The following is a 25,839-nucleotide window of genomic DNA, read 5'->3' on the forward strand; positions in this document are numbered from 1 at the left end:
ATCATGCGGCCCAGCGTAAGGTACCGGGATGATCGAGACACCAGAGGCGTTCACGCACTGCACCGTCGAGCGTGAGGGAGCGGCCGGAGCCGCATGGCTCGCCGAACTTCCGCACATCGTGGACGAGTTACTGGAACGCTGGGAGTGCGTACCGGACGGCGAGGTCATGCACGGGGGTGTCGGAATCATCATCCCGGTGCTGCGGCGGGATGCGGTACCGGCCGTGCTGAAGGTCTCCTTCCCGCATCCCGGCAACGTCCACGAGCCGGACGCGTTCGAGGCATGGGGCGGGCGTGGAGCCGTCCTGCTGCACGAGCGCGACGACGAGCGTTTCGCGATGCTGCTGGAGCGGGTCCGGACGGCGACGCTGGAGGGGGTCGAGGACGGCGACGAGGTGGTGACGGTGGCGGGGCGGCTCAGTCGCCGGCTGGCCGTCCCGGCTCCGGCCCACCTCCCACGACTGCGGGAGCAGGCCGGCTCCTGGGAGGAGCAGCTCCGGCGGGACGAGAAGGAGCTGGCGCACTCCATGCCGCGGTACGTGGTGGACGCGGCGGTGGCGACCGTGCGCGAGCTGGGGCACACCCAGCCGGACGTCCTGATCCACGGCGACCTCCACGCCCGGAACATCCTGCGGGCGGACCGCGAGCCGTGGCTCGCGGTCGATCCCAAGGGCTACGTGGGCGATCCCGCCTACGACGGCGGCACGCTGCTCAAGACGCGCGCGCTGTCCCTCATCGGGGCCGAGGACCTGGGCAAGGCGGTCCACCGTACGCTGGACATCTTCGTCGAGGCCGCGGAACTCGATCGCGAGCGCGTCCGGCGCTGGGCGCAACTCCATGCCGTTCAGGCGGGGTTCTGGGGCCGTCGGCACGGCTTCCGGGTCGCCCCCAACGGCCCGCTGCTCGACTGGATCACGGAATTCGCCGACAGTCTCGCGCAGTTGCTGGCCCGGCACGCCTGACCCCAGCCTGCGATCCCGTACCCCCGTACACGGTGCGGCGCGGGTGCGGCGACACCACTCGCCCCACCCGCGCCGTTCCCGTGCGTCTCCGGCGCACCCTCTGCCCTGGAGACCGCCGGGGCCCCTCAGCCCCGGCCGTACGTGTGGAACCCGCGGCCGCTCTTGCGGCCGAGCAGACCCGCCTGCACCATTCGCTGCAGCAGCGGGGGCGGCGCGTACAGGGGTTCCTTGAACTCCTCGTAGAGGGATTCCGCGATGGCTGCGACGGTGTCCAGGCCGATCAGGTCGGCGAGTTTGAGCGGGCCCATCGGGTGGGCGCAGCCCAGCTCCATTCCGGCGTCGACGTCCTCGGGGGCGGCGAACCCGGATTCGGCCATGCGGACGGCCGAGAGGAGGTAGGGGATCAGCAGCGCGTTGACCACGAAGCCGGCCCGGTCCTGGGAGCGGACGGTGGTCTTGCCCAGGGCGTCGCGGGCGAAGGCCTCCACGGCGTGGAGGGTGTCGCGCGAGGTGTGGAGGGAGGAGACGACCTCGACGAGCGGCAGGACGGGGACGGGGTTGAAGAAGTGCAGGCCCACGACCCGGTCGGCGCGGCCGGTGGCCATGCCCAGACGCATGATCGGGATGGCCGAGGTGTTCGTGGCGAGGATCGCCTCCGGGTCCGCCACGATCTTGTCGAGGCCGGCGAAGACCTCGATCTTGGCTTCGGGGTTCTCGGTGACGGCCTCGATGACGAGCTGCCGGTCGGCGAGGTCCTCCAGGTCGCCGGTGAAGACGAGCCGGGCCAGGGCGTCCTCGGCGGAGATCCGGTCCAGTTTGCCGCGCTGCACCGCCCGTTCGAGCGAGACGGCGACGCGCTCCCGGGCGGCCCGGGCGGCGGTGGCGTCCGACTCGGCGACGACGGTGTCGAGGCCGGCGCGGGCGCACACCTCGGCGATGCCGGCGCCCATCTGGCCGCCGCCGACGATGCCGACCCGGTGGATCGATGCGATCGGCGTGGTCATCGGCGGTTCTCCGTCCGGCTCACGAGGTGGCGGGTGTACGCCTCGGGGGTGAAGAAGGCGGGCAGGCGGGGGGTGAGCGCGGTGTTCACGAAGACCTCCCGGGCCTCGGCGACCCGGGCCCGCGGGTTCTCCTCCTCCAGTGCCGCGCATTCGGCGTCGAGGAGGTCGAGGACCGTCGCCCGGTCGGCCCGGTCGTGGCGCAGCCACTGCCAGATCTGGACGCGGGCGATCTCGGCGGTCGCGGCGTCCTCCATCAGGCCGTACAGGGCCACGGCGCCGCTGCCGCGCAGCCAGGCGTCGAAGTACCGCAGGGCCACGGCGACGTTCGAGCGGATGCCCTCCCGTGTGGGGGGCGCGGCGATCCGGCGTACGGACAGCAGGTCGGCCGCCGTGATCTCGGCGTCCTCCCGGGTCCGGTCCAGCTGGTCCGGCCGCGCCCCCAGGACGTCGTCGAAGACCTCGCGGCAGACGGGGACCAGTCCGGGGTGAGCCACCCAGGAGCCGTCGAAGCCGTCCTCGGCCTCCCGCTCCTTGTCGAGACGGACCTTGGCCAGGGCGGCGGCGTTCGCCTCCGCGTCCCGGCTGGGGACGTGGGCGGCCATCCCGCCGATGGCCTGGGCGCCGCGCCGGTGGCAGGTGCGGACGAGCAGCTCGGTGTAGGCCCGCATGAAGGGGGCGGTCATGGTGACCTTGGCGCGGTCGGGCAGCTGGAAGTCGGTGCGGTGGCCGAAGGTCTTGATCAGGCTGAAGAGGTAGTCCCAGCGGCCCGCGTTCAGTCCCGCGCTGTGCTCGCGCAGCTCGTGGAGGATCTCCTCCATCTCGAAGGCGGCGGTGATCGTCTCGATGAGGACGGTGGCGCGGACGGTGCCGCGGGGGATGCCGAGGAGTTCCTGGGCGAGGAGGAAGACGTCGTTCCACAGGCGCGCCTCGTACCGGTTCTCCAGCTTGGGCAGGTAGAAGTACGGGCCGTGGCCCGCGTCGATCTGCCGCTGGGCGCAGTGGAAGAAGTACAGGCCGAAGTCGACGAGGGACGCGGACAGGGGCCGGCCGTCGATCTCCAGGTGCTCTTCGAGGAGGTGCCAGCCGCGCGGCCGGACCATGATGGTCGCGAGCTGCTCGCCGAGGCGGTACTCCTTGCCCTCCGGGGTGGTGAAGTCGATGCGCCGTTCGATGGCGTCGAGCAGGGTCAGCTGGCCGCCGATGACGTTGGTCCAGGTCGGAGCGGTGGCGTCCTCGAAGTCGGCCATCCAGACCTTGGCGCCGGAGTTCAGGGCGTTGACGGCCATCCGCCGCTCGGGCGGGCCGGTGATCTCGACGCGGCGGTCGGTGAGGCCGGGCGCGGGCGGGGCGACGCGCCAGTGCGGGTCCTCGCGGAGGGCGCGGGTGGCGAGGGGGAAGTCGAGCGGGGCGCCGCCGGCCAGGTGGCCGGAGCGGCGGTGGCGCTCCTTGAGGACCTCCAGGCGGCGGCCCGCGAACGCGGTGTCGAGCCGGCCGATGAACTCCATGGCCTCGGGGGTCAGGATCTCCTCGTGGCGCTCACCCGGCGCACCGAGGACCTGGACGCTGCTGGTCAGAGGCGAGAGGGGCATGCGGTTCTCCTCAGCGGGGGCGGTGGGCGGGGTGCCCGGGGGGACGTCCCTCGGGCACCCGTCGGAAGGACTCGGCGCAGAGACGGCCAAGAGCGGGCCTAGTGGAACTGCTCTTCCTCGGTGGAGCCGGCGAGCGCGGTGGTGGAGGAGGCCGGGTTGACGGCGGTGGAGACGAGGTCGAAGTAGCCGGTGCCGACCTCGCGCTGGTGCTTGACGGCCGTGAACCCCTGGGCCTGGGCGGCGAACTCGCGCTCCTGGAGGTCGACGTAGGCGGTCATGCCGTGCTCGGCGTAGCCGCGGGCGAGGTCGAACATGCCGTGGTTGAGGGAGTGGAAGCCGGCCAGGGTGATGAACTGGAAGCGGTATCCCATCGCGCCGAGCTCGCGCTGGAACTTGGCGATCTGGTCGTCGTCCAGCGCGGCCTTCCAGTTGAAGGACGGCGAGCAGTTGTAGGCGAGCATCTGGTCGGGGTACTGCGCGTGGATCGCCTCGGCGAACTCGCGGGCCTGCTCCAGGTCCGGGGTGCCGGTCTCCACCCAGATGAGGTCGGCGTACGGGGCGTAGGCGAGGCCGCGGGCGATGACCGGGGCCATGCCGTTTCGGACGTGGTAGAAGCCCTCGGCGGTGCGCTCGCCCGTGCAGAACTCGGCGTCGCGCTCGTCGACGTCGCTGGTCAGGAGGGTGGCGGCGAGGGCGTCCGTACGGGCGATGATCAGGGTCGGGGTGTCGGCGATGTCGGCCGCCAGGCGGGCCGCGTTCAGGGTGCGGACGTGCTGCGAGGTCGGGACGAGGACCTTGCCGCCGAGGTGGCCGCACTTCTTCTCGGAGGCCAGCTGGTCCTCGTAGTGGATGCCGGCCGCGCCCGCCGCGATCATCGCCTTGGTGAGCTCGAAGGCGTTCAGCGGGCCGCCGAAGCCGGCCTCGGCGTCCGCGACGATCGGCGCGAGCCAGTCGGTCGTGTCGGTGCCGCCCTCGGCGGTGGCGATCTGGTCGGCGCGCAGCAGCGCGTTGTTGATCCTGCGCACCACTTGCGGGACCGAGTTGACGGGGTACAGGCTCTGGTCCGGGTAGGTGTGCCCGGCCTGGTTGGCGTCGGCGGCCACCTGCCAGCCGGAGAGGTAGATCGCCTGGAGTCCGGCGCGCACCTGCTGGACCGCCTGGCCGCCGGTGAGCGCGCCGAGGGCGTGGATGTAGTCCTGCTCGTGGAGCTGTCGCCACAGCCGTTCGGCGCCGCGCCGGGCCAGGGTGTGCTCCTCGCGGACGCTGCCCGAGAGCCGCACCACGTCCTCGGCCGTGTAGGTGCGCTCGATGCCCGCCCAGCGAGGGTCGTCGGCCCACCGCTGCTTGAGCTGCTCGGCCGCCGCCGTCGTGTTCGCCTCTGCCATGACCGTCACCGTTTCCATCCGTAGCTTGTCTTGCCAATGAGCCGGGACGTGGACCCGGCGGCTTGGCACTCTGTGCCTAACAAGGAGCTGCGGCCGCCGAACCCGGCTCGGGGCCGAAGCTGAGCAATGCTGCCGAACCGCCGGGGCGAACTTCCTGGATGGCCGAAATCAGGGCGTGAGTCGGGCCAGTCGGTTCTTCCTGACCGCCGTGTCCGGCGGGCCGCTGCACCGACTCTGACATTGACACCGAGTGCCATCAAGGAGGTACATCTGCCAAGGTCTGCGAATCTTCAGCAGCGAAATTGCCAAGGTTGCGAAGGGTTCGGGTCGTGAAGATCCCCGTATTCTGGCGTCGCGTGTCGAGCCCGGAACGGCGAGGGAGTGCGGTGAGCAAGACGTACGCGGGAGCGCGGCTGCGACGGCTGCGCGAGGAGCGCCGGATGACCCAGGCCGACCTGGCCCGGGTGCTCGCCATCTCCCCCAGCTACCTCAACCAGATGGAGCACGACTCCCGGCCGCTCACCGTTCCGGTCCTGCTGCGGCTCACCGAGGCCTTCGGGGTGGATCCGGGGTTCTTCTCCGAGCGCGACACCAGCCGGCTGGTCGCCGACCTGCGCGAGGCGCTCGCGAACGAGGTGGCGCAGGCCCGGGTCTCCCCCTCCGACCTGGCCGAACTGGCCACCCGCATGCCCGCGGTGGCCTCGGTCCTGCTGGACCTGGGCCGGCGCAGCCAGCTCCTGGCCGAGCGGCTCGCCGACGCCGCCGACGGCCGGGACGCGGCCACGGACAGCCCGCGCTCGCCCCACGAGGAGATCCGCGAGTTCTTCTACCGGCGGCAGAACTACCTCCACGACACCGATCTCGCCGCCGAAGGCCTCGCCGCCGAGATCGGCATCCGCCCGGGGGACGTCATCCGCGCGCTGACCCGGCGGCTCTCCGGCCGGCACGGGATCCGGACGGCCACGGACTCCGACCGGCTGCACCACTACGACCCCACCGCCCGCGTGCTGCACCTGTCGAACCGGCTCCGGCCGGGGCAGCAGGCGTTCCGGATGGCCACGCAGCTGGCGCTGATCGAGTACGGGGACGAGCTGGACCGGCTGGCCGCCGAGGACTTCCCGCCCGGCTCCCCCGTCCACGCCCTCGCGCGCATCGGCATCGCCAACCACTTCGCGGGCGCGCTCATCCTCCCGTACCGCGCCTTCCACACGGCCGCCGAGGAGTTCCGCTACGACATCGAGCGGCTCACCGACCACTTCGGGATCGGCTACGAGACGGTCTGCCACCGGCTGAGCACCCTGCAGCGGCCCAGGCTGCGCGGGGTTCCCTTCTCCTTCGTCCGGGTGGACCGGGCCGGCAACATGTCCAAGCGGCAGTCGGCGACGGGATTCCACTTCTCCCGCGCGGGCGGCACCTGCCCGCTGTGGAACGTGTACGAGGCCTTCGCCGCGCCCGGCCGCATCCACGTCCAGGTGGCCGCCATGCCCGACGGGCAGCGGTACCTGTGGACCGCCCGGGCCGTCACCCGCCACCGCGGCGGCTGGGGCGAGCCCGGCAAGACCTTCGCGATCGGGCTCGGCTGCGAGATCCGGCACGCCTCGCGGCTCGTGTACGCCGACGGGCTCGACCTCGACAACACGGCGGCCGCCACCCCCATCGGCATGGGCTGCCGCCTCTGCGAACGCCTGGACTGCCCGCAGCGGGCCGTGCCGCCGCTCGGGCGGGCGCTGGCCGTGGACGAGAACAGCAGCACCTTCATCCCGTATCCGGTGACCAGGAACCCGGCCCCGGCACGGGACTGAGCGGGCGTCAGACTTCCGGCGGCAGACGGCTGCCGTCAGGCGGCGGGCGGCGCGGCCGGATGGCGAAGGCGCGCGGCGGCGGCTCTGGACTTACTAGGACGTCCAACTATATGTTCGTGGCACAAGGTCCGCGGTGCAGGGAAGCCGGTGAGAAACCGGCACGGTCCCGCCACTGTGACCGGGGAGTGTGCTGCCATCCACACGCCACTGACGAGGTCTGTCGGGAAGGCGGGCGGCACGCGGGGATCCGGGAGTCAGGATACCGGCCGCGGATGTTCCGTGTTGTCCACGAGGATGGAGCAGACACGCATGGCACCGGTTTGTACCCACGACCCTGGTGATCCGGCGGAGCGCACGCACACGTTCGCGCGCTCGTAGGTCGTCTCTGTCGACCAGTCCCACGACCCTCCCCAGCGGCGCACCCGATCGGGTGCCGTCCGCCGGTCGGCCGTGCCATCCCCGGATCCCACCTGACGAGAGCAGGCACCCATGGTCCGTGAACTCACCCATTTCATCGGCGGCAAGCACACCACCGGATCCTCCGGTCTCTTCACCGACGTGTACGACCCCAACACCGGCACCGTCCAGGCCCGGGTCCCGCTCGCGGGGCGGGCCGACACGGAGGCCGCCATCGCGAACGCCGAGGAGGCGCAGGCCGACTGGGGGCAGTGGAACCCGCAGCGCCGCTCGCGCGTACTGCTGCGCTTCCTCCAGCTGGTCGAGGGCGAACGGGACTCCCTCGCCCGGCTGTTGTCCTCCGAGCACGGCAAGACCGTCGCCGACGCCCACGGCGACCTGCAACGCGGCCTGGAGGTGGTCGAGTTCGCCACCGGTGTCCCGCACCTGCTCAAGGGCGAGTTCACCGACAACGCGGGCACCGGGATCGACGTGCATTCCCTGCGCTCACCGCTGGGCGTGGTCGCCGGGATCACCCCTTTCAACTTCCCCGCGATGATCCCCCTGTGGCAGGCCGCACCCGCCCTGGCCTGCGGCAACTCCTTCATCCTCAAGCCCTCCGAGCGCGACCCCTCCGTACCGCTGCGCCTCGCCGAGCTGTTCCTGGAGGCCGGTCTGCCGCCCGGCGTGCTCAACGTGGTCAACGGCGGCAAGGAGGCCGTTGACACCCTCCTCGAAGACCCGCGCGTGCAGGCCCTCGGCTTCGTCGGCTCCACCCCGGTCGCCGCGCACATCTACGCCACCGCCGCGGCCCACGGCAAGCGCGCCCAGTGCTTCGGCGGCGCCAAGAACCACATGATCGTGATGCCCGACGCCGACCTCGACCAGGCCGTGGAGGCCCTCATCGGCGCCGGCTACGGCTCCGCGGGCGAGCGCTGCATGGCCATTGCCGTCGCCGTACCCGTCGGCGAGGAGACCGCGAACGCCCTCGTGGCCAAGCTGACGGAACGCATCGCCACCCTGCGCGTGGGCCGCTCCGACGACCCCGAGGCCGACTTCGGGCCGCTGGTCAGCCAGGACGCGCTGGACCGGGTGAACCGCTACGTCGGCATCGGAGCCACCGAGGGCGCCGAACTCGTCGTGGACGGGCGCGGGTTCACCCTGCCCGGGCACGAGGACGGCTTCTTCGCCGGAGCGACCCTCTTCGACCGCGTGACCCCGCACATGCGGATCTACCGCGAGGAGATCTTCGGCCCGGTGCTGTCCGTCGTACGGGCCGCCGACTACGAGGAGGCCCTGCGCCTGCCCACCGAGCACCCGTACGGCAACGGCGTCGCGATCTTCACCCGTGACGGAGACACGGCGCGCGACTTCACCCGACGGGTGGGCGCCGGCATGGTCGGCGTCAACGTGCCGATTCCCGTCCCCGTGGCGTACCACACCTTCGGCGGCTGGAAGCGGTCCGGCTTCGGCGACCTGAACCAGCACGGCCCCGACTCGATCCGCTTCTACACCCGCACCAAGACCGTCACCTCGCGCTGGCCCTCCGGGGCCAAGGAGAGCGCGAGCTTCACCATCCCGACGATGGGATGAGCCCGGTGACCCTCACCCTCAGCCCCGATCAGCTCGCCCTCGCCGAGGTCACCCTCGACTTCGCCCAGGAGCAGCTCGGTCCGTACGCCGTCACCTGGGACCAGGACAAGCACTTCCCGCTGGACGTGATCCGCAAGGCGGCGGACCTCGGGCTCGGCGGCGTCTACGTCCGTGAGGAACACGGCGGTTCCGGCCTCGGCCGCAGCGACGGTGTCCTCGTCTTCGAGACCCTCGCCACCGGTTGCCCCTCCATCGCCGGGTACCTCTCCATCCACAACATGGTCGCCTGGATGATCGACCGGTACGGGGACGCGGACCAGCGGGCCCGCTGGCTCCCCGGCCTGTGCTCCGCCCGGTCCCTGGGCAGCTACTGCCTGACCGAGCCCGGTGCCGGCTCCGACGCGGCCGGGCTGCGCACCCGGGCCGAGCGCACGGACGACGGCTATGTGCTGACCGGGGTCAAGCAGTTCATCTCCGGCGCCGGCGCCTCCGAGGTCTACATCGTCATGGCGCGCACCGGCGGGGAGGGCGCGGGCGGCGTCTCCGCGTTCGTCGTCGAACGCGCGGATGCCGGGGTCTCCTTCGGACCGAACGAGCGCAAGATGGGCTGGAACGCCCAGCCCACCCGCCAGGTGATCCTCGACGGGGTCCGCGTCCCCGCCGGCCGGCGGCTCGGCGCCGAGGGCGACGGCTTCCGCATCGCCATGAACGGCCTCAACGGCGGCCGCCTCGGCATCGCCGCCTGCTCGCTGGGCGGTGCGCAGAGCGCGCTGGACCGCAGCCTCGCGTACCTGGCCGACCGGGAGGCGTTCGGGGCCCGGCTGCTGGACGCCCAGGCCCTGCAGTTCCGGCTCGCGGACATGGCCACCGAGCTGGCCGCGGCCCGCGCGCTGGTCCGGCAGGCCGCCGACGCGCTGGACCGGGGCGACCCGCTGGCCCCGCAGCTGTGCGCGATGGCCAAGCGGTTCGCCACGGACACCGGCTACGCGGTCGCCGACCGGGCCCTCCAGCTCCACGGAGGTTACGGCTACTTGAGCGAGTACGGCATCGAGAAGATCGTCCGCGACCTTCGGGTCCACCAGATCCTGGAAGGCACCAACGAGGTCATGCGCATCATCGTCGCCCGCGGGCTCACGGAGGCCCTGCGATGAACCACGGCACCCCCGGGGCCCAGGGCCAGGACCCGGACCAGGAGCACGTGCTCCTGCGGACCGAGGGCCACACCGCCTACATCACCCTCAACCGCCCGAGGGCCCTCAACGCCCTCACCCACGCCATGGTGCTGCGCATCGACGGGGCGCTCGCCGGCTGGCAGCACGACCCGGACATCGCGGCCGTCGTCATCGAGGGCGCCGGTGGACGCGGCCTGTGCGCGGGCGGTGACATCCGCGCGATCTACGAGGACGCCCGCACGGGCGGCACGTCCTCGGCCGGCTTCTGGCGCGACGAGTACCGGCTCAACGCCCGCATCGCCCGTTACCCCAAGCCGTACGTCGCCCTCATGGACGGCATCGTCATGGGCGGCGGCGTCGGCATCTCGGCCCACGGCACCGTGCGGATCGTCACCGAACGCTCCCGCGTGGCCATGCCCGAGACGGGCATCGGCTTCGTCCCCGACGTCGGCGGCACCTACCTGCTGGCGCTGGCGCCCGGAGAACTGGGCACCCACCTGGCCCTGACGGGGGCGCCCGCCGGCGCGGCGGACGCGCTGCTGTGCGGGCTCGCCGATCATTTCGTGCCCGCGGAGCTGCTGCCGCGGCTGGCGGCGGACCTGGCCCGGGCCCCCGTGCACGAGGTGCTGGAACGGTACGTCGTTCCGGCGCCCGCCGGCGCGCTCGACGGTGACCGCGCATGGATCGACCACTGCTATGCGGCGGACACGGTGGAGGACATCGTGGAGCGCCTGCTCGTCAGCGGTGTCCCGGCGGCCAAGGAAGCCGCGGCCACCCTTGCGGCCAAGTCGCCCACGGCCCTCAAGGTGACCCTGGCCGCCCTGCGCCGGGTGCGCGGACTCGGCCCGCTGGAGCGGGCTCTGGAACAGGAGTACCGGATCTCCTGCGCGGCGCTGTCCTCCCCCGACCTGGTGGAGGGGATCCGCGCGCAGGTGATCGACAAGGACCGCAGCCCCCGCTGGTCACCGCCTTCCCTGGCGGAGGTGGCTCCTGCGGACGTGGAACGGTTCTTCGCCCCGCTCGGCGCGCACGAACTGGGGCTGCCCCATGCGGATTCGACTCAGGAGGTGCCCTGGTGAGCAGGACCGTGGCGTTCGTCGGACTGGGCCACATGGGTGGTCCGATGGCGGCCAACCTGGTGAAGGCGGGACATCGCGTCCTCGGCTTCGACCTGGTGCCGGAGCTGCTGGCCACCGCCGCCGCGACGGGGGTGGAGCCCGCGGTGTCGGCCGCCGCGGCGGCCGCCGGGGCCGACGTGGTGATCACCATGCTGCCGGCGGGCGGGCACGTCCTCGCCCTGTACGGGGACGGCGGGCTACTGGCCGCCGCACGGCCCAGCACCCTGTTCGTCGACTGCTCCACCATCGACGTGGCCGACGCGCGGGCCGCCCACGCGGCCGCCGGGGCCGCCGGTCACCGCTCCCTCGACGCACCCGTCTCGGGCGGGGTGGTCGGCGCGCGGGCGGCGAGCCTCACCTTCATGGCGGGCGGCGGCGCCGAGGAGTTCGCGGCGGCCGGGCCGCTGCTCGCCGCGATGGGCAAGAAGGCCGTGCACTGCGGGACGGCGGGCGCCGGACAGGCCGCGAAGATCTGCAACAACATGATCCTGGCGGTCTCGATGATCGGGGTGAGCGAGGCCTTCGTCCTCGCGGAGAGCCTCGGCCTGGACCACCAGGCCCTCTACGACGTGGCCTCCACCGCCTCCGGCCAGTGCTGGGCCCTCACCGTCAACTGTCCTGTGCCCGGACCGGTTCCTGGCAGCCCCGCCAACCGTGACTACCTTCCCGGCTTCGCCGCACCCCTCATGGCCAAGGACCTCGCCCTGGCGGCGAACGCCCTGCGGGCCGGCGGGGTGGAGGCGCCGCTGGGCCTGAAAGCCGCCGAGCTGTACGCCGACTTCGCCGCGGGCGAGGGCGCCGGCCTCGACTTCTCGGCGATCGTCCACACGCTGCGACCCCGGAACGGAACCCCCGCATGACCTACGAAACCATCCTGCTGGAACGCAAGGGGCGGGTGGCCGTCCTCACCCTCCACCGGCCGGAGGCCCTCAATGCCCTCAACCTCCAGGTCATGACCGAGGTGGTGGCCGCCGCGGAGGAGCTGGACCGGGACCCGGAGGTCGGCTGCATCGTCCTGACCGGCTCCGCGAAGGCCTTCGCGGCCGGCGCCGACATCAAGGAGATGCGGCCGCGCAGCTATATGGACATGTACCTCTCGGACTGGTTCACGGCCTGGGACCGGCTCGGCCAGGTCCGTACGCCCACCCTCGCGGCGGTCTCCGGCTACGCCCTGGGCGGCGGCTGCGAGCTCGCCATGATGTGCGACATCCTGCTCGCCGCGGACACCGCGAGGTTCGGGCAGCCCGAGATCAAGCTCGGAGTGATCCCGGGGATCGGCGGATCCCAGCGGCTCACCCGGGCCGTCGGCAAGGCCAAGGCCATGGAACTGTGCCTGACGGGCCGCACCATGGACGCGGTCGAGGCCGAGCGGGCCGGCCTGGTCTCCCGGATCGTCCCCGCCGACGAGCTGCTGTCCGAGGCCCTCGCGGTCGCCGAGACCGTCTCCGGGATGTCGAAGCCGGTCGCGATGATGGCCAAGGAGGCCGTGAACCGGGCCTTCGAGACCACCCTCACCGAGGGCGTGCGCTTCGAACGCCGGCTGTTCCACGCGGTCTTCGCCACCGCCGACCAGAAGGAGGGCATGTCCGCCTTCGTGGACAAGCGCCCGCCCCGCTTCAGCCACGGCTGAACGAGCCGGGGCCGGGGCACGGCGCGCAGCACTGCGCCGTACCCGGCCTCCGGCCTGCCCACGACGGGCGGCGGCGTACGAGGTCCTTCGTTCCGGAGCGCGGCCGGTGCATTGTTCGGGGAATGTACGGAGGGCGGCGCGCCCGCCGGAAGGGCAGGTCGGCGCGGTTAGCATCGATGCTGCCAACCGCGGCTGAAAGGCAGTGATGACGGAGTCCAGAGGCCTCGTACTGATCGTCGAGGACGAGCGCCACATCTCCGACGTGCAACGCCTCTACCTGACCCGCGAAGGCTTCGGGGTCCACGTCGAGGCCGACGGGGCCGCCGGTCTCGCGGCCGCGAGGCGCATGCACCCCGTGGCGATCGTCCTGGACATCGGCCTGCCCGGCATGGACGGGATCGCCTTCTGCCGCGCCCTGCGGGACGCCGGCGACTGGACACCGGTGCTGCTGGTCACCGCCCGCGGCGAGGAGGCCGACCGGATCCTCGGCCTCGAACTCGGCGCGGACGACTACCTGACCAAGCCGTTCTCGCCCCGCGAGCTGGTCGCCCGGGTCAAGACCGTGCTGCGCCGGGCGGCGGGCCCGCCCGGACCGCCGCCCGGGAGCACCGGCCGGCTCAGCGTGGACCCGGTCAGCCGCACCGTGCGCCGCGACGGCGAGCCCGTCGAACTCACCGCCACCGAGTTCAATCTGCTCTTCCACCTCCTCCAGCACGTGGGCCAGGTCTTCACCCGCGAGCAGCTGCTCGCCCAGGTGTGGGGGTACCCCGGCTACCGCGACACCCGCATGGTCGACGTCTTCGTCTCTCAGGTACGCGCCAAGCTCGGCGACGCGAGCCCGATCCGTACGGTCCGGGGCGTCGGGTACAGCGCGACGGCTCCCGGCCCGTGACCCGCGACCCCCGCACCGGTCCGCACCGCGGCTCCCTCGCCCGCAAGATCGTGGTGCTGACCACCGTGGTGGCGGCGCTCGCGGTGGCCCTGACCGGACTGATCGCCTGGCAGACCGCCGCGCACGGCGCCGAACAGCGCGAACGCGACCAGCTGACCCGCCAGGCGACGGTGCTCAGCCGGCTGCCGATCCTGTCCGAGGCCCTCTTTTCCGGCGCACAGGCCCTGGCGGGGCCGAACGGGGTGCAGCTCGCGGTCATCGCCCGGGACGGCACCGTGAGCGGAACCGCCGGCCCGGCCGTCGACCGTACGTCCAGATCGGCCCTGATGGCAGGGGATCCGGTCTCCACCACCGGCATCCTCGGTGGCCAGGAGGTGCTGCTGGTGGGGCAGCCCGGCGTACGCGGCGGCGCCGTCGTGCTGACCGAGCCGTACACGGTCGTCACCGAGAACACGAACCAGATCCGCCGCAACGTGATCGTCCCGCTGGTCCTCGGCATGCTCGGCGCGGCCCTGGCCGGAGCGCTCCTCGCCCGCCGGATCGCCCGTCCGCTCGTGACGGCCGCGCAGATCGCGCACCGGCTGGCCGACGGGGAACGCGGCGTACCGGCCCCGGTCGACGGCCCCCGGGAGACCGCGGACATCGGGCGCGCCCTCAATGTCCTGGACGCGGCGCTGGCCCGCAGCGAGAACAGGCAGCGGGAGTTCCTGCTCTCCGTCTCCCACGATCTGCGTACCCCGCTGACCGCGCTGCAGGGCTACGCCGAGGCGCTCGCCGACGGCCTGATCGAACCGGAGCGGGTGCCCGAGGTCGGCTCCATCCTGGCCGACGAGACCCGGCGCCTGGACCGGTTCCTCGGGGACCTGCTGGACCTGGCCCGGCTGGAGGCCGACGACTTCCGCCTGGACGTGGCCCCGGCCGATCTCCGCGCACTGGTCTGCGAGGCCGCCGCGTTCTGGACCGGCCTGTGCGCACGCCACGGTGTCGACCTGCGGCTCGAACGGCCGGAGCTGCCCGTCGTCGTCGCGACGGACGCCTTCCGGGTCCGGCAGCTGATCGACGGCCTGGTGCAGAACGCGCTGCGCGTCACGCCCGAGGGCGCACCCCTGGTCCTCGCCGTCCGCCCGGCCGCCACGGGCGGCGGGGCCGAGCTGCAGGTCCGCGACGGCGGGCCCGGCCTCACCGGCGACGACGTACGCATCGCCTTCGACCACGGCGCCCTCCACGAGCGCTACCGGGACACCCGCCCGGTCGGCAGCGGCCTGGGGCTGGCCATCGCCCACCGCCTGACCGGCCGCCTCGGCGCCGCCATCCGCGTCGAGGGGCACGGTCCGGAAGGCGGGGCCTGCTTCACCGTCACCCTCCCGCCGGCGCCCGCCGCCTGAGCGCCCGGGCGCCGCGGCGGCCCCTTACATTCCCCGAACAATGCGCCCACGCCCCCCTTACACACACCGCGCACAGTGGCCCCCATGAACACTGAATCGGCCGAGGGGCCGGGGCTCCTCCACCGGAGCGGGCGCTGGTGCGCCCGGCACGCCTGGCGGGTCGTCGCCCTGTGGGTACTGGCACTGGTCGGCCTCGGGCTCGCCAACCACACCTGGGGCGGCACCTACGCGGACAGCTTCTCCCTCCCCGGCACCAGCACCCAGACCGGTGCCGACCTGCTGACGGCCCACACCACCGGGTCCGGCGGCACGGCCTCCGCCATCGTGATCACCACCGGCGAGGGCGCGGTCACCGATCACCGGGCGGCGATCGACGCGGCCGTCGCCGATCTGGGCCGGCTCCCGGACGTCCTGTCCGTGGCCGACCCGCTCACCACCCCCGGGGCGGTCTCGGCGGACGGCAAGACCGTCCAGGTGACCGTCCGCTTCGACGGCAACCCGGCGAGCTTCGACCCCGCCTACCTCGCCGAGGTGGACACCGCCGTCGAGCCGCTGCGTGCCGACGGCGTCACCGTCGAGTACGGGGCCCCGCTCGGCCAGCTGGCCACCCCCAAGTCCGCCGACCGTGCCTCGGAGGCGATCGGTCTGGCCGTCGCCGTGCTCGTGCTGCTGATCGGCTTCGGCAGCGTCGCCGCCACCGGCCTGCCCCTGGTGACGGCCGTGATCGGCCTGTCCGTGAGCCTGGCGGGGCTCGGCCTGCTCGCCGGGCAGTTCAGCTTCGCCCAGGCGGCCCCGACCCTGGCGGCGATGATGGGCCTCGGCGTCGGCATCGACTACGCGCTCTTCCTCGCCACCCGCCACCGGGCCCTGCTGCACGCCGGAGCCGAACCCGGCGAGGCGGTCGGCCGTACGGTCGCCACCAGCGGCCGGGCCGTGCTGGTCGCCGCCGCCACGGTGGCCATGGCCCTGTGCGGACTGTGCGCCTCCGGCGTGGGCTTCATCGGCGCCCTCGGTGTCGCCGCCGGACTCAGCGTCCTGGTGGCCGCCGCCGCGTCCGTGACCCTGACTCCCGCCCTGCTGGGTCTGCTCGGCCGCCGCATCGACCGCCTCCACGTCCGCGAGCCCGTCGCGGAACCCACGGGTGAGGCGGACGTCTGGCACCGCTGGGCCGTCAGGGTGAGCCGCCGCCCGTGGCTCTTCCTGGCCGGCGGCCTGGTCGTACTCGGCGTCCTCGCGGTCCCCGTCGCGTCCATGCAGCTCGGGCACGTCGACGCCGGAGCCCAGTCCACCAGCAGGACCGACCGCCGCGCCTACGATCTGATCACCGAGGGCTTCGGCCCCGGCGCCAACGGCCCGCTCACGGTCGTCACCCACCTCGACAGCCGGCACGTCGAGAGCGAGAGCCTGCGCCAGGACCTCGCGGCCTCGCTCCGGCGCGAGCTGGCCGCCGTACCGGGCGTCGCCTCCGTCACTCCCCCGGTGCCCAGCCCCGACCACGCCCTGCTCATCACCACGGTCGTGCCCACCACCGGCCCGCAGGACGCGGCCACCGCGGACCTGATCCACACCTTGCAGGACGAGACCGTGCCGCACACCCTCTCGGGCACCGGGGCCACGGGCTACCTCACGGGCACGGCCACCGCCGCCCAGACCTTCACCGACACCCTCTCCGCCAAACTGCCCCTGATCATCGCCGTGGTCGTCGCCGCCGCGTTCCTGCTGCTGCTCACCGTCTTCCGCAGCCCGCTGGTGGCGCTCAAGGCCGCCGTGCTCAACCTCTTCTCCATCGCCGCCGCCTACGGCGTAGTCGTCGCGGTCTTCCAATGGGGCTGGGGCGGCGCGCTGTTCGGCGTCACCGAGAAGGTGCCCGTCGAGTCCTACGTACCGATGATGATGTTCGCGATCGTCTTCGGGCTCTCCATGGACTACGAGGTCTTCCTGCTCTCCCGGATCCGCGAGATCTGGCTGCAGCACGAGGACAACCACCTGGCCGTCGCCACCGGCCTCGCCGCCACCGCCCGCGTCATCACCTGCGCGGCGCTGATCATGACCAGCGTGTTCCTGGCGTTCCTGCTCTCGACGAACGTCGCCGTCAAGATGCTCGCGCTGGGCCTCGGCGTCAGCGTCATCATCGACGCCACCGTGGTCCGCCTGCTCCTGGTGCCCGCGTCCATGTACCTCTTCGGGCGCGCCAACTGGTGGCTCCCCGGCTGGCTGGACCGGCTCCTGCCACACCTCGACCCGGAAGGGCCCGCCGCCGGGCCGGAGCCCCTGGCCGGATCGGATCCCGCATCGGGTCCCGCCGCCACACCCGATCTCGCACCCGCCCGAGGAGAACGGCGATGAAGCGCCCCCTGACGAGGATCCGGGCCGCCCTGCGCCGCCGTACCGTCCTCACGATCACCGTCGCCGTGGTCCTGGCGGCGGTCGTCGCCACCGGCGCGGCCGAGTACACGGTCCGCCACCACATCCGAAGCCGTGTCGCGAAGGCGGCTCCGGGCCTCGGTGACGACGTGGCGGTCGGTGTCGCCGGCGGCTGGGCCCTGTGGGACCTGGCGCACGAGAGCATCCCCCGGCTCGACATCAGCAGCGACGACGCCCGGGTCGGGCGGCTGTCCCAGGTCCGCGTCCGGGCCCGGCTGGACGACGTCCGCCTGGGCGCAACGACCACGGTCGGCGGCACCCAGGCGGACGTGACGGTCTCCACGCAGTCCCTCGCCGGCGCGATCCGCGAGGCCGTACCGTCCGTGGCGGTGGCGGGGGTCACCACCGACCCGGCGAAGGGGACGGTCCTCGCGGACATCGGCCCGGGCGGGCTCGGGCGGCTGACGCTGCGTCCGGTCCTCGCGGACGGCAAGGTCACCCTCGCCGTCGACGAGCTCACCCTGTTCGGCCGCTCCGTCCCCGCCGACCGGCTCGGAATCGGTGCCGGCGGCTTCGGCCCGCAGGCGGGCGCGCCGAAGGAGTACCCGCTCGGGCTCGCGGCCACCTCCGCCGTGGTCCGGCCGGACGGCCTGCACGTCTGGCTGACGGGCGGCCCCAGCACCCTGCCCGGCGTCTGACGCCCACCGCGCGACCGCATTCGCCCGGAACGTTCCGTACCCGCCCGGTGGCCGGATCACACCGCATGACCAGGGTGTTCGAAAGGCCGTACGCACGGCCGCAGTTGCCGGCGGGTACGGTTCCGGCATGGACGTATCCGCAATCAGTTCGACCGAGGACGACGACATCACCCCGGCGGTGGTGATCAAGGACATCGCGCGTCAGCAGCTGGTGAAGCTGGGGGCCGCCGGGCTGTCCCTGGACGGCGTGGCGCGCGACAGCGGCCTTCCGGCCGCCGATGTCGAAGCCGCCTTCCCGCACCGGGACGATCTGCTGACCGCACTGGTCATCGACGCCTACGACGCGTCCGGCGAAGCGATGGAACAGGCCGACCGCGCCGCCACGGCGGCCGGTGCGTCCGCGGGCGCACGGCTCCTCGCGGTCACCCGCGCGCTGCGGCAGTGGTCCTTCGCCAACCCCGGCGAGTTCACCCTGATCTACGGCTCGCCCGTGCCCGGCTACCACGCCCCACAGGACACGGTCCCGTCGGCCTCGCGCACTCCGGCGGTCCTCGCCGGCATCGTGCGTTCCGCGCTGGAGGGCGGTGAACTCACCCCGCCCCGGCGGCCGGTGCCCGGACCGCCGCTGCTCCTGCCGGAGGCCGTGCAGCTCTTCGGCGGTACGCCCGGGGCCCCGTTCTCGGACATCATCGAGCGCGGCATCGTCCTGTGGAGCAATCTGATCGGCCTCCTGGTGTTCCAGGTCTTCAGCCGTACCCATGACAGCGTCCGGGACGAGGCCGCCTTCTTCGACTACGCCATCGCCGTGGCCGCCGAGAGCATCGGCCTCGTGGTCCCCCCGGCCGAGAACACCGACTGACCCGCCCGCCGCCCGCGCGGCACCGGCAGAAAACCAGGACGTGAACACCACCAGAACCCTCTGCTTCGTCATAGCGGCGCTCTCCTCGTACGCGGCGCTCGTCTACCGGCTGTGCCAGGCCCGGCGCAGCTGGAAGGACGGCGCGTACCGCACGCTGATCGCCACTCTGCTCCTCCAGTGCCTCACCTTCACCATGGGAGCCCTGGCCATGGGGGGCGGGCCCCTGCTGGGAGTCGGCAACCTCGCCGTCCTCCTCATGCACCTGTCGGCGGTCGCCTTCTGCGTCAGCGCGCAGATCATCCTGCTGCGGTGGGCCGCGGCGGACGAGGAGGCCGCACGCAGGACCCGCTACTGGCTGAGCACCGGCATCGCCCTCGACGTACTGCTGGCGGCCCTGTTCTTCCTCGCCGACGGCACCGGCCGGCCCGCCTCGGACTTCGACGGCACCAGCGAGCCGCTGCTGCTCACCTATCTCCTGGCGTTCATCGTCTCGCAGGCGATCCCGTGCGTCACGATCTACCTCCAGTGCGGGCCGTACGCCCGGATGACCGACAACGCCTCGCTGCGCCAGGCCCTGCGACTGCTCTCGGTCACCGCGGTGGTGCTGTTCCTCTACTGCCTCGCCAGGACCGTCAACATCCTCACGGCGGCGGGCGGGGTCGACATCGGCGTCTGGAAGGTCGCCGCCTCGGTCTTCAGCGCGGCGGGCATCGTCATGCTGTCGCTCAGCCTGACCAACTCCTCCTGGGGCCCGACGGCGACCCGGCTCCTGGAGTGGGCCCGCACGTACCGGTCGTACCGGGCGCTCTACCCGTTGTGGCGGGACCTGTACGAGTCCTCCCCGGACATCGCCCTGGAGCCGCCCGGCGCCTCGGTGTCGGACCTCGACTACCGCCTTCACCGCCGGGTCGTCGAAATACGCGACGGGTGGAGGGACTTGCGTCCGTACATCGACCGCACCGCGGGAGAGGGTCACGATCCGGCCAAGGAGGGGAGTGCGGAATCACGGCAAGCCTTCACCGAAGCTGCACAGATCAAGCGCGCCTTGCAGGCAAAACTGACCCGTACGGTGCCCCGCAACAACAAGGACGCCGGCGACTTCGACGACCGTGATACGAACAACTTCGCGGCAGAGCTGGCATGGCTCACCCAAGTGGCAGCCGCCTACAGTAAGCTCGGCAAGGCGAGTTGAGAACTCCCGCCCGGTTTGCATCCCCCGTCAAACCGGGCGGGTATCCCGTTTCCCCGCTGTCTTGCGGCCGGACGGGTGGCTCCCGCCCGGACTGGCCCGGCCCATCCCCCGAGGGCCGGGCCAGTCCGATGTCACCGGCGGCCAACGTGCGTCCCCCGTGAGCGCAAGTTAGCTGCCAGCTATCGGCCGGACCCCACGTTCGCCGAGTCCTGGCCAATTGTCAACTGACAGCTAATCTGTGAAACTGACGTATAGCTGAGGGCTATACCGACAGGCGACGGGAGGATGGTTCACCATGACCGGGACCGAGAACGACACCGCGAACGGGAGTGAGGAACGCCCCCTGCTCGCGAAGCGCCTCGACGACCTGTTCCGCACGGTCCGCCCCAAGGGCAAGCACTGGACCAACGCCGAGGTCGCGGACGAGCTGAAGCGGGTCAACCCCGAACTCAAGGTCGGGGGTGTGTACCTGTCGCAGCTGCGCACCGGGAAGCGCTCCAACCCGTCACCCGACCTGCTGTCCGCCCTGGCCCGTTTCTTCGGGGTCTCGGTCGCCTACTTCTTCGACGACAAGGTCGCCGAGTCGGTGCTCGGCGAGCTCGCCGCCATCGAGGCGCTGCGCCAGTCCGGGGTGCGCGCCGTGGCGATGCGGGCGGCCGGGATGAAGAAGGAGAACCTCCAGGCCATCACGGCCATCATGGACCAGTACCGGCAGATGCAGGGCCTGCCGCCCGTCGCCGACACCTCCGATTCGCCATGAGGGGCGCCCGCAAGGAGCGGGCGGCCGACCACGAGCGCCGCAGCCGGCTCAAGAAGCTCCGCAAGGCCGGCGCGCAGCGGATCGCCGAACTCGATCTGCCGGCGGCGGCCGACGTGGCCGAACTGTGCCGCCATCTCGGCGAGGTGCGCGACCGTCCGATCACGCTGGTCCCGATGCAGATGCCCTCGTCGCATCCGTGCGGCATGTGGGTGGCCGCGCGCGACGAGGACCTCATCTTCTACGACGCCAACACCACCGGCGCGCATCAGGAGCACATCATCTTGCACGAGCTGGGCCACATCATCTGCTGCCATCGCGGTGCGGGCGGGCTGGACGAGGCGGCCGCGCGTCTCCTCTTCCCCAACCTCGACCCCGAACTCGTACGCGACATGCTCCTGCGGGCGACCTACGACGACGTCCAGGAGCAGGAGGCGGAGATCATCGCCTACCTCCTGTCCCAGCGGATCGGCGACGCCGATCAGCGGCCCTCCGCGGTGCCGGCCGCCCCGGAGGGCGAGGACGGCAATCCCACCAGGAGCGCCACGCTCAGCCGCATCGAACGCACCCTGATCTGAGATGGATCACTTATCGCCCGGCGGCGGCTGCCGCCACCTCTTCGGCAAGGATCGACACGGCCCGTCGGATGTCCTCCGCGCGGTGTTCGCTGGTGATGAAGAACCGCAGTCGCGACAGCCCTTCCTCCACGGCGGGATGGAAGATCGGGTCCGCGACGACGCCCCGGGCGAACAGCCCGTCCGCGACGCGCAGGGTCCTCGCCGAGTCGCCGAGGATGCACGGCACGATGGGGGTGCCGGCGCTGGAGCCCGTCGCCAGGCCGGCCTCGGCGGCGAGCCGGAGGAAGAGCTCGGAGTTCCGTCTGAGCGCACGCACCCGCTGCGGCTGCGCGGCGAGCAGCTCGGTGGCGGCCAGCGCGGCGGCCGCGTTGGCCGGGGTCAGGCCGACGCTGTAGACGAAGCCGGGGAGCGTATGGCGCAGCCAGCGCACCATCCGGGCCGATCCGCCGAGGTAACCGCCGCAGCTGGCGAAGGACTTGGAGAGGGTCCCCATCCACAGGTCGACGTCGGACCGGTCGACGCCGTAGAACTCGCCCACTCCCCTGCCGTGTTCGCCGACGGTGCCGATGCTGTGGGCTTCGTCGACCATCAGCAGGGCGCCGTAGCGCTTCTTCAGCTCGATCGCGGCGGGCAGGTCGACGAGGTCGCCGTCCATGCTGTAGGCGCCCTCGACGGCGATCAGCACCCGCCGGAACCGGGACCTGTTGAGCCGCAGCATGTGCTCCAGCTGTCCCATGTCGTTGTGGGCGAAGGGGCGTCGCGCCGCCCCGGACAGGGCGCAGCCCTGGAGGATGCTGTCGTGGGCGAGCGCGTCGTGCACCACGAGGTCCTCGGGGCCGACGAGGTGCCCTATCGCGGTGACGTTCGTGGCGTGGCCGCTCACCAGGGTCAGGCAGTCGCCGACGCCGAGGAAGTCCGTGAGCGCCCGCTCCAGCCGTACGGTGAGGTCCCGTTCGCCGGAGAGCACGCGGCTCGCGGAGACCGAGGTGCCGTACCGGTCCACCGCCCGGTGCACGGCTTCGTCGACCGCCGGATGGCCGGAGAGCCCCAGGTAGTTGTAGCTGCCGAAGGACAGCAGGGTGCGGCCCCCGATGACGGTCGTGTCGCGGATGTTGCCCTCATGGACGCGGAAGTACGGGTTGGCCGCGCCGCTGTCGGTGATCCGGCCGAGGCGCTGCTCGAACTCGCCCACTTCCGGGAACGCGTCGATGGCTGCCGTCCTGGCGTCCCATACGGGCTCCTGCTGAGGGGCCGGTCCGGCGGGGGCCGCAGTCGGCGTGCGGTCCGCCGCGGTGTGCGGATCCGTGTCCGGATCCACGAGTTCGATCAGCCGGCCGACGGTGAGTTCGGGCGAGAACAGCTCCTCGGACCGGAAGCCCGGTATCCGCTTGGCGATGTTGATTTCGAGCTCCTGCAGCATCAGGGAGTCGAATCCGAGGTCGGTCACCAGGGTCAGGTGCCCGCTCAGCTCGGAGAGCGGGAAGACGCCGGTCCGCGAGACCTCTTCGAGCACGAGGGAGGCGGCGGAGGCGGCCCGCGCGGCGGCCGTGGCGGACGCGCCGCCGGGGCGCGGCACGGCGGGTGGCGCGGGTGCCGCGGGTGTGGCGGGTGTGGCGGGTGTGGCGGTTGTGGCGGGTGTGGCCTCGGCGGGATCCGGGACCTCGCGCGCCGAGTCGTCCACGACCCAGTGGCGGCGCGGGGCCAGCGGGCTCGGCGGCAGGGTGCACGGGGGCGTCCGCACCGTAGCGGGCGGGCGGGCCATGGCGGCCGCGGCGGTGGGTCCGGCGAGCTCTTCCGTACGGCCCGCCTCGAGGGCGGCGGCCGCCGCCGTCAGCCGGGCGCCGGCGTCGGCGGCGTCCTGGGCCACCAGGGTGAGGTGCCGTGTGAGGGGTGCGCGGCGGGCGAGGGTGTCCGCCACCGCGGCCAGCGGGGGCCGCTCGTCGGTGAGGGTGTCCGCGAGCTCCCGGGCGTAGCGGGCCAGTCCGTCCCGGTCGCGCGCGCTGAGGGCCAGTACGTACGGTCCGCCTGCCGGCGGCGCGGGTGCTGCCGGGCCGGCCGGCGCCGTGGTGCATTCCTCCACCACCAGGTGGACGCCGGTACCGCCGAAGCCGAAGGCGCTGACCCCCGCCCGGCGCGGACCGGCGCGGTCCGGCCACGGCGTCGGCGTTGTCGCCACGGTCAGCCGGGCGGCGTCGAGCCCGGAGCGATCGGCCAGGTCGCACTCCGGCTGCGGGGGTATCACGCCCCGCTGCACGGCCAGGACCGACTTGATGAGCCCGGCGATCCCCGCGGAGTTCAGCGAGTGTCCGACCACCGCCTTCACGGCGCCGAGGTAGGCGGGTTCGGCGCGCTCACCGCGCAGTTCGCGCAGGACGCCGAGCTCGACGGGGTCGCCGACCGTGGTTCCGGTGCCGTGCGCCTCCAGGTAGCCCACCGCGTCCGGGGCGAGTCCCGCGTCCCGGTAGGCCCGACGCAGGGTCCGGAGCTGACCGGCGGGCTGGGGGTGCATACCGCCTTGCACGGTCCCGTCGTTGGCCGTTCCCACACCCCGGATCACGGCGTAGACCCGGTCGCCCGCCGCCAGCGCGTCGGTCAGGGGCCGCAGCACCAGGACCCCGGCTCCCTCGCCCAGGACGAAGCCGTCGGCCTGCGCGCCGAAGGGCAGGCAGCGGCCGCTGCGCGAGAGGGCGCCGATCCGGCACAGCCCGACCAGCAGGTCGGGGGTGAGTACCAGTTGGGCGCCGCCCGCGAGGGCGATGCGGGAGCGGCCCGCGCGCAGTGCGTGCACGGCGTTGGCCACGGCCATGAGTCCGCCCGAGCAGGCCGAGTCCAGGGCGTAGCTCTCGCCGTGCAGGTCGAAGACCGAGCTGATGGTGTTGGGGCCCATGTTGAGCAGGAGCCCGGCCACGGAGGTGCCGTTGAGTCCGTCGACGGCCCGGACCGACTCCGGCAGGCGGGGGTGGCCGAGCCGCGCGCCGAACTCGCCGCCGGCCAGCTGGCGCATCCGGATCTGCAGGGTGCTGAGTTCGCGGTAGCCGCCCTCGGTGAGCGCCGTGATCACCGATGTCTCCTCGCGGTCGAAGCCGTCGGCCTCCCACCCCGCGTCCTGGATGGCCTCGCGGGCGAGGTCGATCAGCAGCCGGGCCTGCGGGTCCATCGCCCGGGCCCGCCGCGGCGGGATGCCGTAGTGGGCCGCGTCGAAGTGGCCCACGTCCGGCAGCAGCGCCATGGTGTCCGTGTACGCCGACGAGGTGTCACGGAAGTTGTCGCTCGTGAAGGCCGCGGTGCGCCACCGCGAGTCCGGGATCGCCCCGAACTGTGCCTGCGGGGCCATCAGCAGCCGCCAGTACTGGTTCACATTGCGTGCTCCCGGGAACCGGCACGCCATCCCCACGACGGCGATGTCCTCCCGCCGCGGTCCCCTGGCGTCCTCGATGTGGTCCATCCCTGTCCTGTCACCCCTCTCACCCCTGTCGGCCGCCGGTCGCGAGTCGTTCGCGCCACCAGTCCAAGGTCGCCTTGACCTGCTCGTCGAGGGGGGTGGACCGTACCGCGAACGCCGCCTCGTAGGCGCTCGAATTTACGACGAACGGACGGTCGAACTGATAGCGGATCTCCTTGAGTTCGCGGATCAGCGGGGAGAAGAGCGATGCCACGCCGACCACGGCCGACGGGAGCCCGCGCACGGCGACCGGTCCCGTTCCCGCCTGGGCGCAGAGCCGCCCGACCATCTCCCGTACGGACAGCGCCGGCTGGGTCGGGACGTGCCAGGCGCGGCCCCAGGCACGCTCCTCGTCCACGACCTCGGCCAGCGTCCGCGCGACATCGGGGAGGTAGGTCCAGCTGTGCGGGGCGTCCGGGTCCCCCAGCGTGGTGACCGGCCTGCCGCGCAGCAGCGGCGGCACGACCCGTGCGGCCAGGTGGCCGCCCTCGGTGACACCGGGTCCGAAGAAGTCCGAGGCGCGTACCTCGACCGCCCTGATCCGGCCCTGCTCGTGCAGGGTCCGCGCCTGTTCCCAGACCGCGGCGCGGACCCGCCCCTTGGTACCGGTGGCCGCGAGCGGCAGCTCCTCGGTCATGGGGCCGTCCACGGGGCCGTAGCCGTAGAGGTTCCCCAGCATGACCAGTACGGCCCCGGTCGCCTCGGCCGTGGCGCAGAGCGACGAGGCCAGCGGCGGCCAGTCGTCCGCCCAGCGGTGGTAGGGGGGTGCGGCGCAGCTGTGGATCGCGGCCGCGCCCCGCGCGGCTTCGGTCAGTTGCCGGGTGTCCGTCGCGTCGAGCGCGACGTGTTCGATCCCGGGCTCCGGGCTCCGGCCCGATCTGGTGACCACCCTTACGGTACGGCCCTGTTCGGCGAGGAGCCGGGCGGTGGCGGCGCCGGCGGGTCCAAAACCTATGACGACATGAAAGCTCACGCGCGCACACTAGCGCGGCCGACCGCCACCCCCGTCCGCGGAGAACGTC

General features: G+C 72.6%; 20 protein-coding genes and 1 riboswitch. Of the genes, 15 read left to right on the forward strand and 5 right to left on the reverse strand.

The window, feature by feature from the left end:
- Nucleotides 1-28 precede the first annotated feature (28 nt).
- Nucleotides 29-961: an aminoglycoside phosphotransferase family protein gene (locus ACZ573_RS09355; RefSeq protein WP_471301275.1), complete on the forward strand. Its 933-nt coding sequence runs from the start codon at nt 29-31 to the stop codon at nt 959-961.
- A gap of 125 nt (nt 962-1,086) precedes the next feature.
- Here ACZ573_RS09355 and ACZ573_RS09360 read toward each other — a convergent pair whose 3' ends face one another.
- The 3 genes from ACZ573_RS09360 to aceA form a co-directional block, all read right to left on the reverse strand.
- Nucleotides 1,087-1,965 (reverse strand): 3-hydroxybutyryl-CoA dehydrogenase, encoded by an 879-nt coding sequence (locus ACZ573_RS09360; RefSeq protein WP_471301277.1) that lies wholly within the window; start codon nt 1,963-1,965, stop codon nt 1,087-1,089.
- Nucleotides 1,962-3,554, reverse strand: coding sequence for a malate synthase A (gene aceB, locus ACZ573_RS09365; protein ID WP_471301278.1), 1,593 nt, complete (start codon nt 3,552-3,554; stop codon nt 1,962-1,964). Before aceB ends, ACZ573_RS09360 begins: the two co-directional genes overlap by 4 nt.
- A 98-nt stretch (nt 3,555-3,652) precedes the next feature.
- Nucleotides 3,653-4,939, reverse strand: coding sequence for an isocitrate lyase (gene aceA, locus ACZ573_RS09370; RefSeq protein WP_471301280.1), 1,287 nt, complete (start codon nt 4,937-4,939; stop codon nt 3,653-3,655).
- 386 nt (nt 4,940-5,325) lie between these two features.
- Between aceA and ACZ573_RS09375 the strand changes: the two genes are divergently transcribed.
- From ACZ573_RS09375 to ACZ573_RS09440, 14 genes are all read left to right on the forward strand, one after another.
- Nucleotides 5,326-6,741, forward strand: coding sequence for a short-chain fatty acyl-CoA regulator family protein (locus tag ACZ573_RS09375; RefSeq protein WP_471301283.1), 1,416 nt, complete (start codon nt 5,326-5,328; stop codon nt 6,739-6,741).
- A 114-nt stretch (nt 6,742-6,855) separates the two neighbouring features.
- A riboswitch (cobalamin riboswitch) is annotated at nt 6,856-7,026 on the forward strand.
- 204 nt (nt 7,027-7,230) lie between these two features.
- Nucleotides 7,231-8,730 carry a CoA-acylating methylmalonate-semialdehyde dehydrogenase gene (locus ACZ573_RS09380; protein ID WP_471301285.1) on the forward strand — a complete coding sequence of 500 codons (1,500 nt, stop codon included), beginning with the start codon at nt 7,231-7,233 and terminating at the stop codon, nt 8,728-8,730.
- Nucleotides 8,727-9,881: an acyl-CoA dehydrogenase family protein gene (locus ACZ573_RS09385; protein ID WP_471301287.1), complete on the forward strand. Its 1,155-nt coding sequence runs from the start codon at nt 8,727-8,729 to the stop codon at nt 9,879-9,881. Before ACZ573_RS09380 ends, ACZ573_RS09385 begins: the two co-directional genes overlap by 4 nt.
- Nucleotides 9,878-10,981 (forward strand): enoyl-CoA hydratase/isomerase family protein, encoded by a 1,104-nt coding sequence (locus tag ACZ573_RS09390; protein ID WP_471301288.1) that lies wholly within the window; start codon nt 9,878-9,880, stop codon nt 10,979-10,981. The genes ACZ573_RS09385 and ACZ573_RS09390 overlap by 4 nt, the downstream gene beginning before the upstream one ends.
- On the forward strand, nt 10,978-11,880 hold the full coding sequence (gene mmsB, locus ACZ573_RS09395; RefSeq protein ID WP_471301290.1) for a 3-hydroxyisobutyrate dehydrogenase: 903 nt from the start codon (nt 10,978-10,980) through the stop codon (nt 11,878-11,880). Before ACZ573_RS09390 ends, mmsB begins: the two co-directional genes overlap by 4 nt.
- A complete protein-coding gene (locus ACZ573_RS09400) occupies nt 11,877-12,650 on the forward strand; it encodes an enoyl-CoA hydratase (protein WP_471301292.1) in 774 nt (257 codons plus the stop codon). The genes mmsB and ACZ573_RS09400 overlap by 4 nt, the downstream gene beginning before the upstream one ends.
- Before the next feature lie 205 nt (nt 12,651-12,855).
- The gene (locus tag ACZ573_RS09405) at nt 12,856-13,542 is read left to right on the forward strand and encodes a response regulator transcription factor (RefSeq protein WP_471301294.1); all 687 of its coding nucleotides are present in this window, start codon (nt 12,856-12,858) and stop codon (nt 13,540-13,542) included.
- Entirely contained in the window at nt 13,539-14,927 is a 1,389-nt protein-coding gene (locus ACZ573_RS09410) for a HAMP domain-containing sensor histidine kinase (protein WP_471301296.1), read from the forward strand. The genes ACZ573_RS09405 and ACZ573_RS09410 overlap by 4 nt, the downstream gene beginning before the upstream one ends.
- Before the next feature lie 84 nt (nt 14,928-15,011).
- Nucleotides 15,012-17,273, forward strand: a complete 2,262-nt coding sequence (locus ACZ573_RS09415; RefSeq protein WP_471301298.1) for an MMPL family transporter — start codon at nt 15,012-15,014, stop codon at nt 17,271-17,273.
- Nucleotides 17,270-17,989 (forward strand): hypothetical protein, encoded by a 720-nt coding sequence (locus ACZ573_RS09420; protein ID WP_471301300.1) that lies wholly within the window; start codon nt 17,270-17,272, stop codon nt 17,987-17,989. The genes ACZ573_RS09415 and ACZ573_RS09420 overlap by 4 nt, the downstream gene beginning before the upstream one ends.
- Nucleotides 17,990-18,116: 127 nt before the next feature.
- A complete protein-coding gene (locus tag ACZ573_RS09425; RefSeq protein WP_471301303.1) occupies nt 18,117-18,848 on the forward strand; it encodes a TetR-like C-terminal domain-containing protein in 732 nt (243 codons plus the stop codon).
- A gap of 40 nt (nt 18,849-18,888) precedes the next feature.
- On the forward strand, nt 18,889-20,040 hold the full coding sequence (locus tag ACZ573_RS09430; protein ID WP_471301305.1) for an MAB_1171c family putative transporter: 1,152 nt from the start codon (nt 18,889-18,891) through the stop codon (nt 20,038-20,040).
- Nucleotides 20,041-20,335: 295 nt separating this feature from the next.
- A complete protein-coding gene (locus ACZ573_RS09435; protein ID WP_471301308.1) occupies nt 20,336-20,800 on the forward strand; it encodes a helix-turn-helix domain-containing protein in 465 nt (154 codons plus the stop codon).
- Entirely contained in the window at nt 20,797-21,375 is a 579-nt protein-coding gene (locus ACZ573_RS09440) for a toxin (RefSeq protein WP_471301311.1), read from the forward strand. The genes ACZ573_RS09435 and ACZ573_RS09440 overlap by 4 nt, the downstream gene beginning before the upstream one ends.
- 10 nt (nt 21,376-21,385) lie before the next feature.
- On the opposite strand, the gene ACZ573_RS09445 is transcribed toward ACZ573_RS09440, so the two are convergent.
- Nucleotides 21,386-24,820, reverse strand: a complete 3,435-nt coding sequence (locus ACZ573_RS09445; protein WP_471301313.1) for an aminotransferase class I/II-fold pyridoxal phosphate-dependent enzyme — start codon at nt 24,818-24,820, stop codon at nt 21,386-21,388.
- Nucleotides 24,821-24,839: 19 nt separating this feature from the next.
- A complete protein-coding gene (locus ACZ573_RS09450) occupies nt 24,840-25,790 on the reverse strand; it encodes an NAD-dependent epimerase/dehydratase family protein (RefSeq protein ID WP_471301315.1) in 951 nt (316 codons plus the stop codon).
- Between the last annotated feature and the right edge of the window lie 49 nt (nt 25,791-25,839).

This window comes from Streptomyces sp. NPDC040545, from assembly GCF_055595065.1.

Bases quoted from the DNA above. Each gene is read 5' to 3' on its own strand.
- ACZ573_RS09355 (WP_471301275.1), top strand. From the start codon at position 29: ATGATCGAGACACCAGAGGCGTTCACGCACTGCACCGTCGAGCGTGAG.
- ACZ573_RS09360 (WP_471301277.1), bottom strand. From the start codon at position 1,965: ATGACCACGCCGATCGCATCGATCCACCGGGTCGGCATCGTCGGCGGC.
- aceB (WP_471301278.1), bottom strand. From the start codon at position 3,554: ATGCCCCTCTCGCCTCTGACCAGCAGCGTCCAGGTCCTCGGTGCGCCG.
- aceA (WP_471301280.1), bottom strand. From the start codon at position 4,939: ATGGCAGAGGCGAACACGACGGCGGCGGCCGAGCAGCTCAAGCAGCGG.
- ACZ573_RS09380 (WP_471301285.1), top strand. From the start codon at position 7,231: ATGGTCCGTGAACTCACCCATTTCATCGGCGGCAAGCACACCACCGGA.
- ACZ573_RS09385 (WP_471301287.1), top strand. From the start codon at position 8,727: ATGAGCCCGGTGACCCTCACCCTCAGCCCCGATCAGCTCGCCCTCGCC.
- ACZ573_RS09390 (WP_471301288.1), top strand. From the start codon at position 9,878: ATGAACCACGGCACCCCCGGGGCCCAGGGCCAGGACCCGGACCAGGAG.
- ACZ573_RS09400 (WP_471301292.1), top strand. From the start codon at position 11,877: ATGACCTACGAAACCATCCTGCTGGAACGCAAGGGGCGGGTGGCCGTC.
- ACZ573_RS09405 (WP_471301294.1), top strand. From the start codon at position 12,856: ATGACGGAGTCCAGAGGCCTCGTACTGATCGTCGAGGACGAGCGCCAC.
- ACZ573_RS09415 (WP_471301298.1), top strand. From the start codon at position 15,012: ATGAACACTGAATCGGCCGAGGGGCCGGGGCTCCTCCACCGGAGCGGG.
- ACZ573_RS09420 (WP_471301300.1), top strand. From the start codon at position 17,270: ATGAAGCGCCCCCTGACGAGGATCCGGGCCGCCCTGCGCCGCCGTACC.
- ACZ573_RS09425 (WP_471301303.1), top strand. From the start codon at position 18,117: ATGGACGTATCCGCAATCAGTTCGACCGAGGACGACGACATCACCCCG.
- ACZ573_RS09435 (WP_471301308.1), top strand. From the start codon at position 20,336: ATGACCGGGACCGAGAACGACACCGCGAACGGGAGTGAGGAACGCCCC.
- ACZ573_RS09440 (WP_471301311.1), top strand. From the start codon at position 20,797: ATGAGGGGCGCCCGCAAGGAGCGGGCGGCCGACCACGAGCGCCGCAGC.
- ACZ573_RS09445 (WP_471301313.1), bottom strand. From the start codon at position 24,820: ATGGACCACATCGAGGACGCCAGGGGACCGCGGCGGGAGGACATCGCC.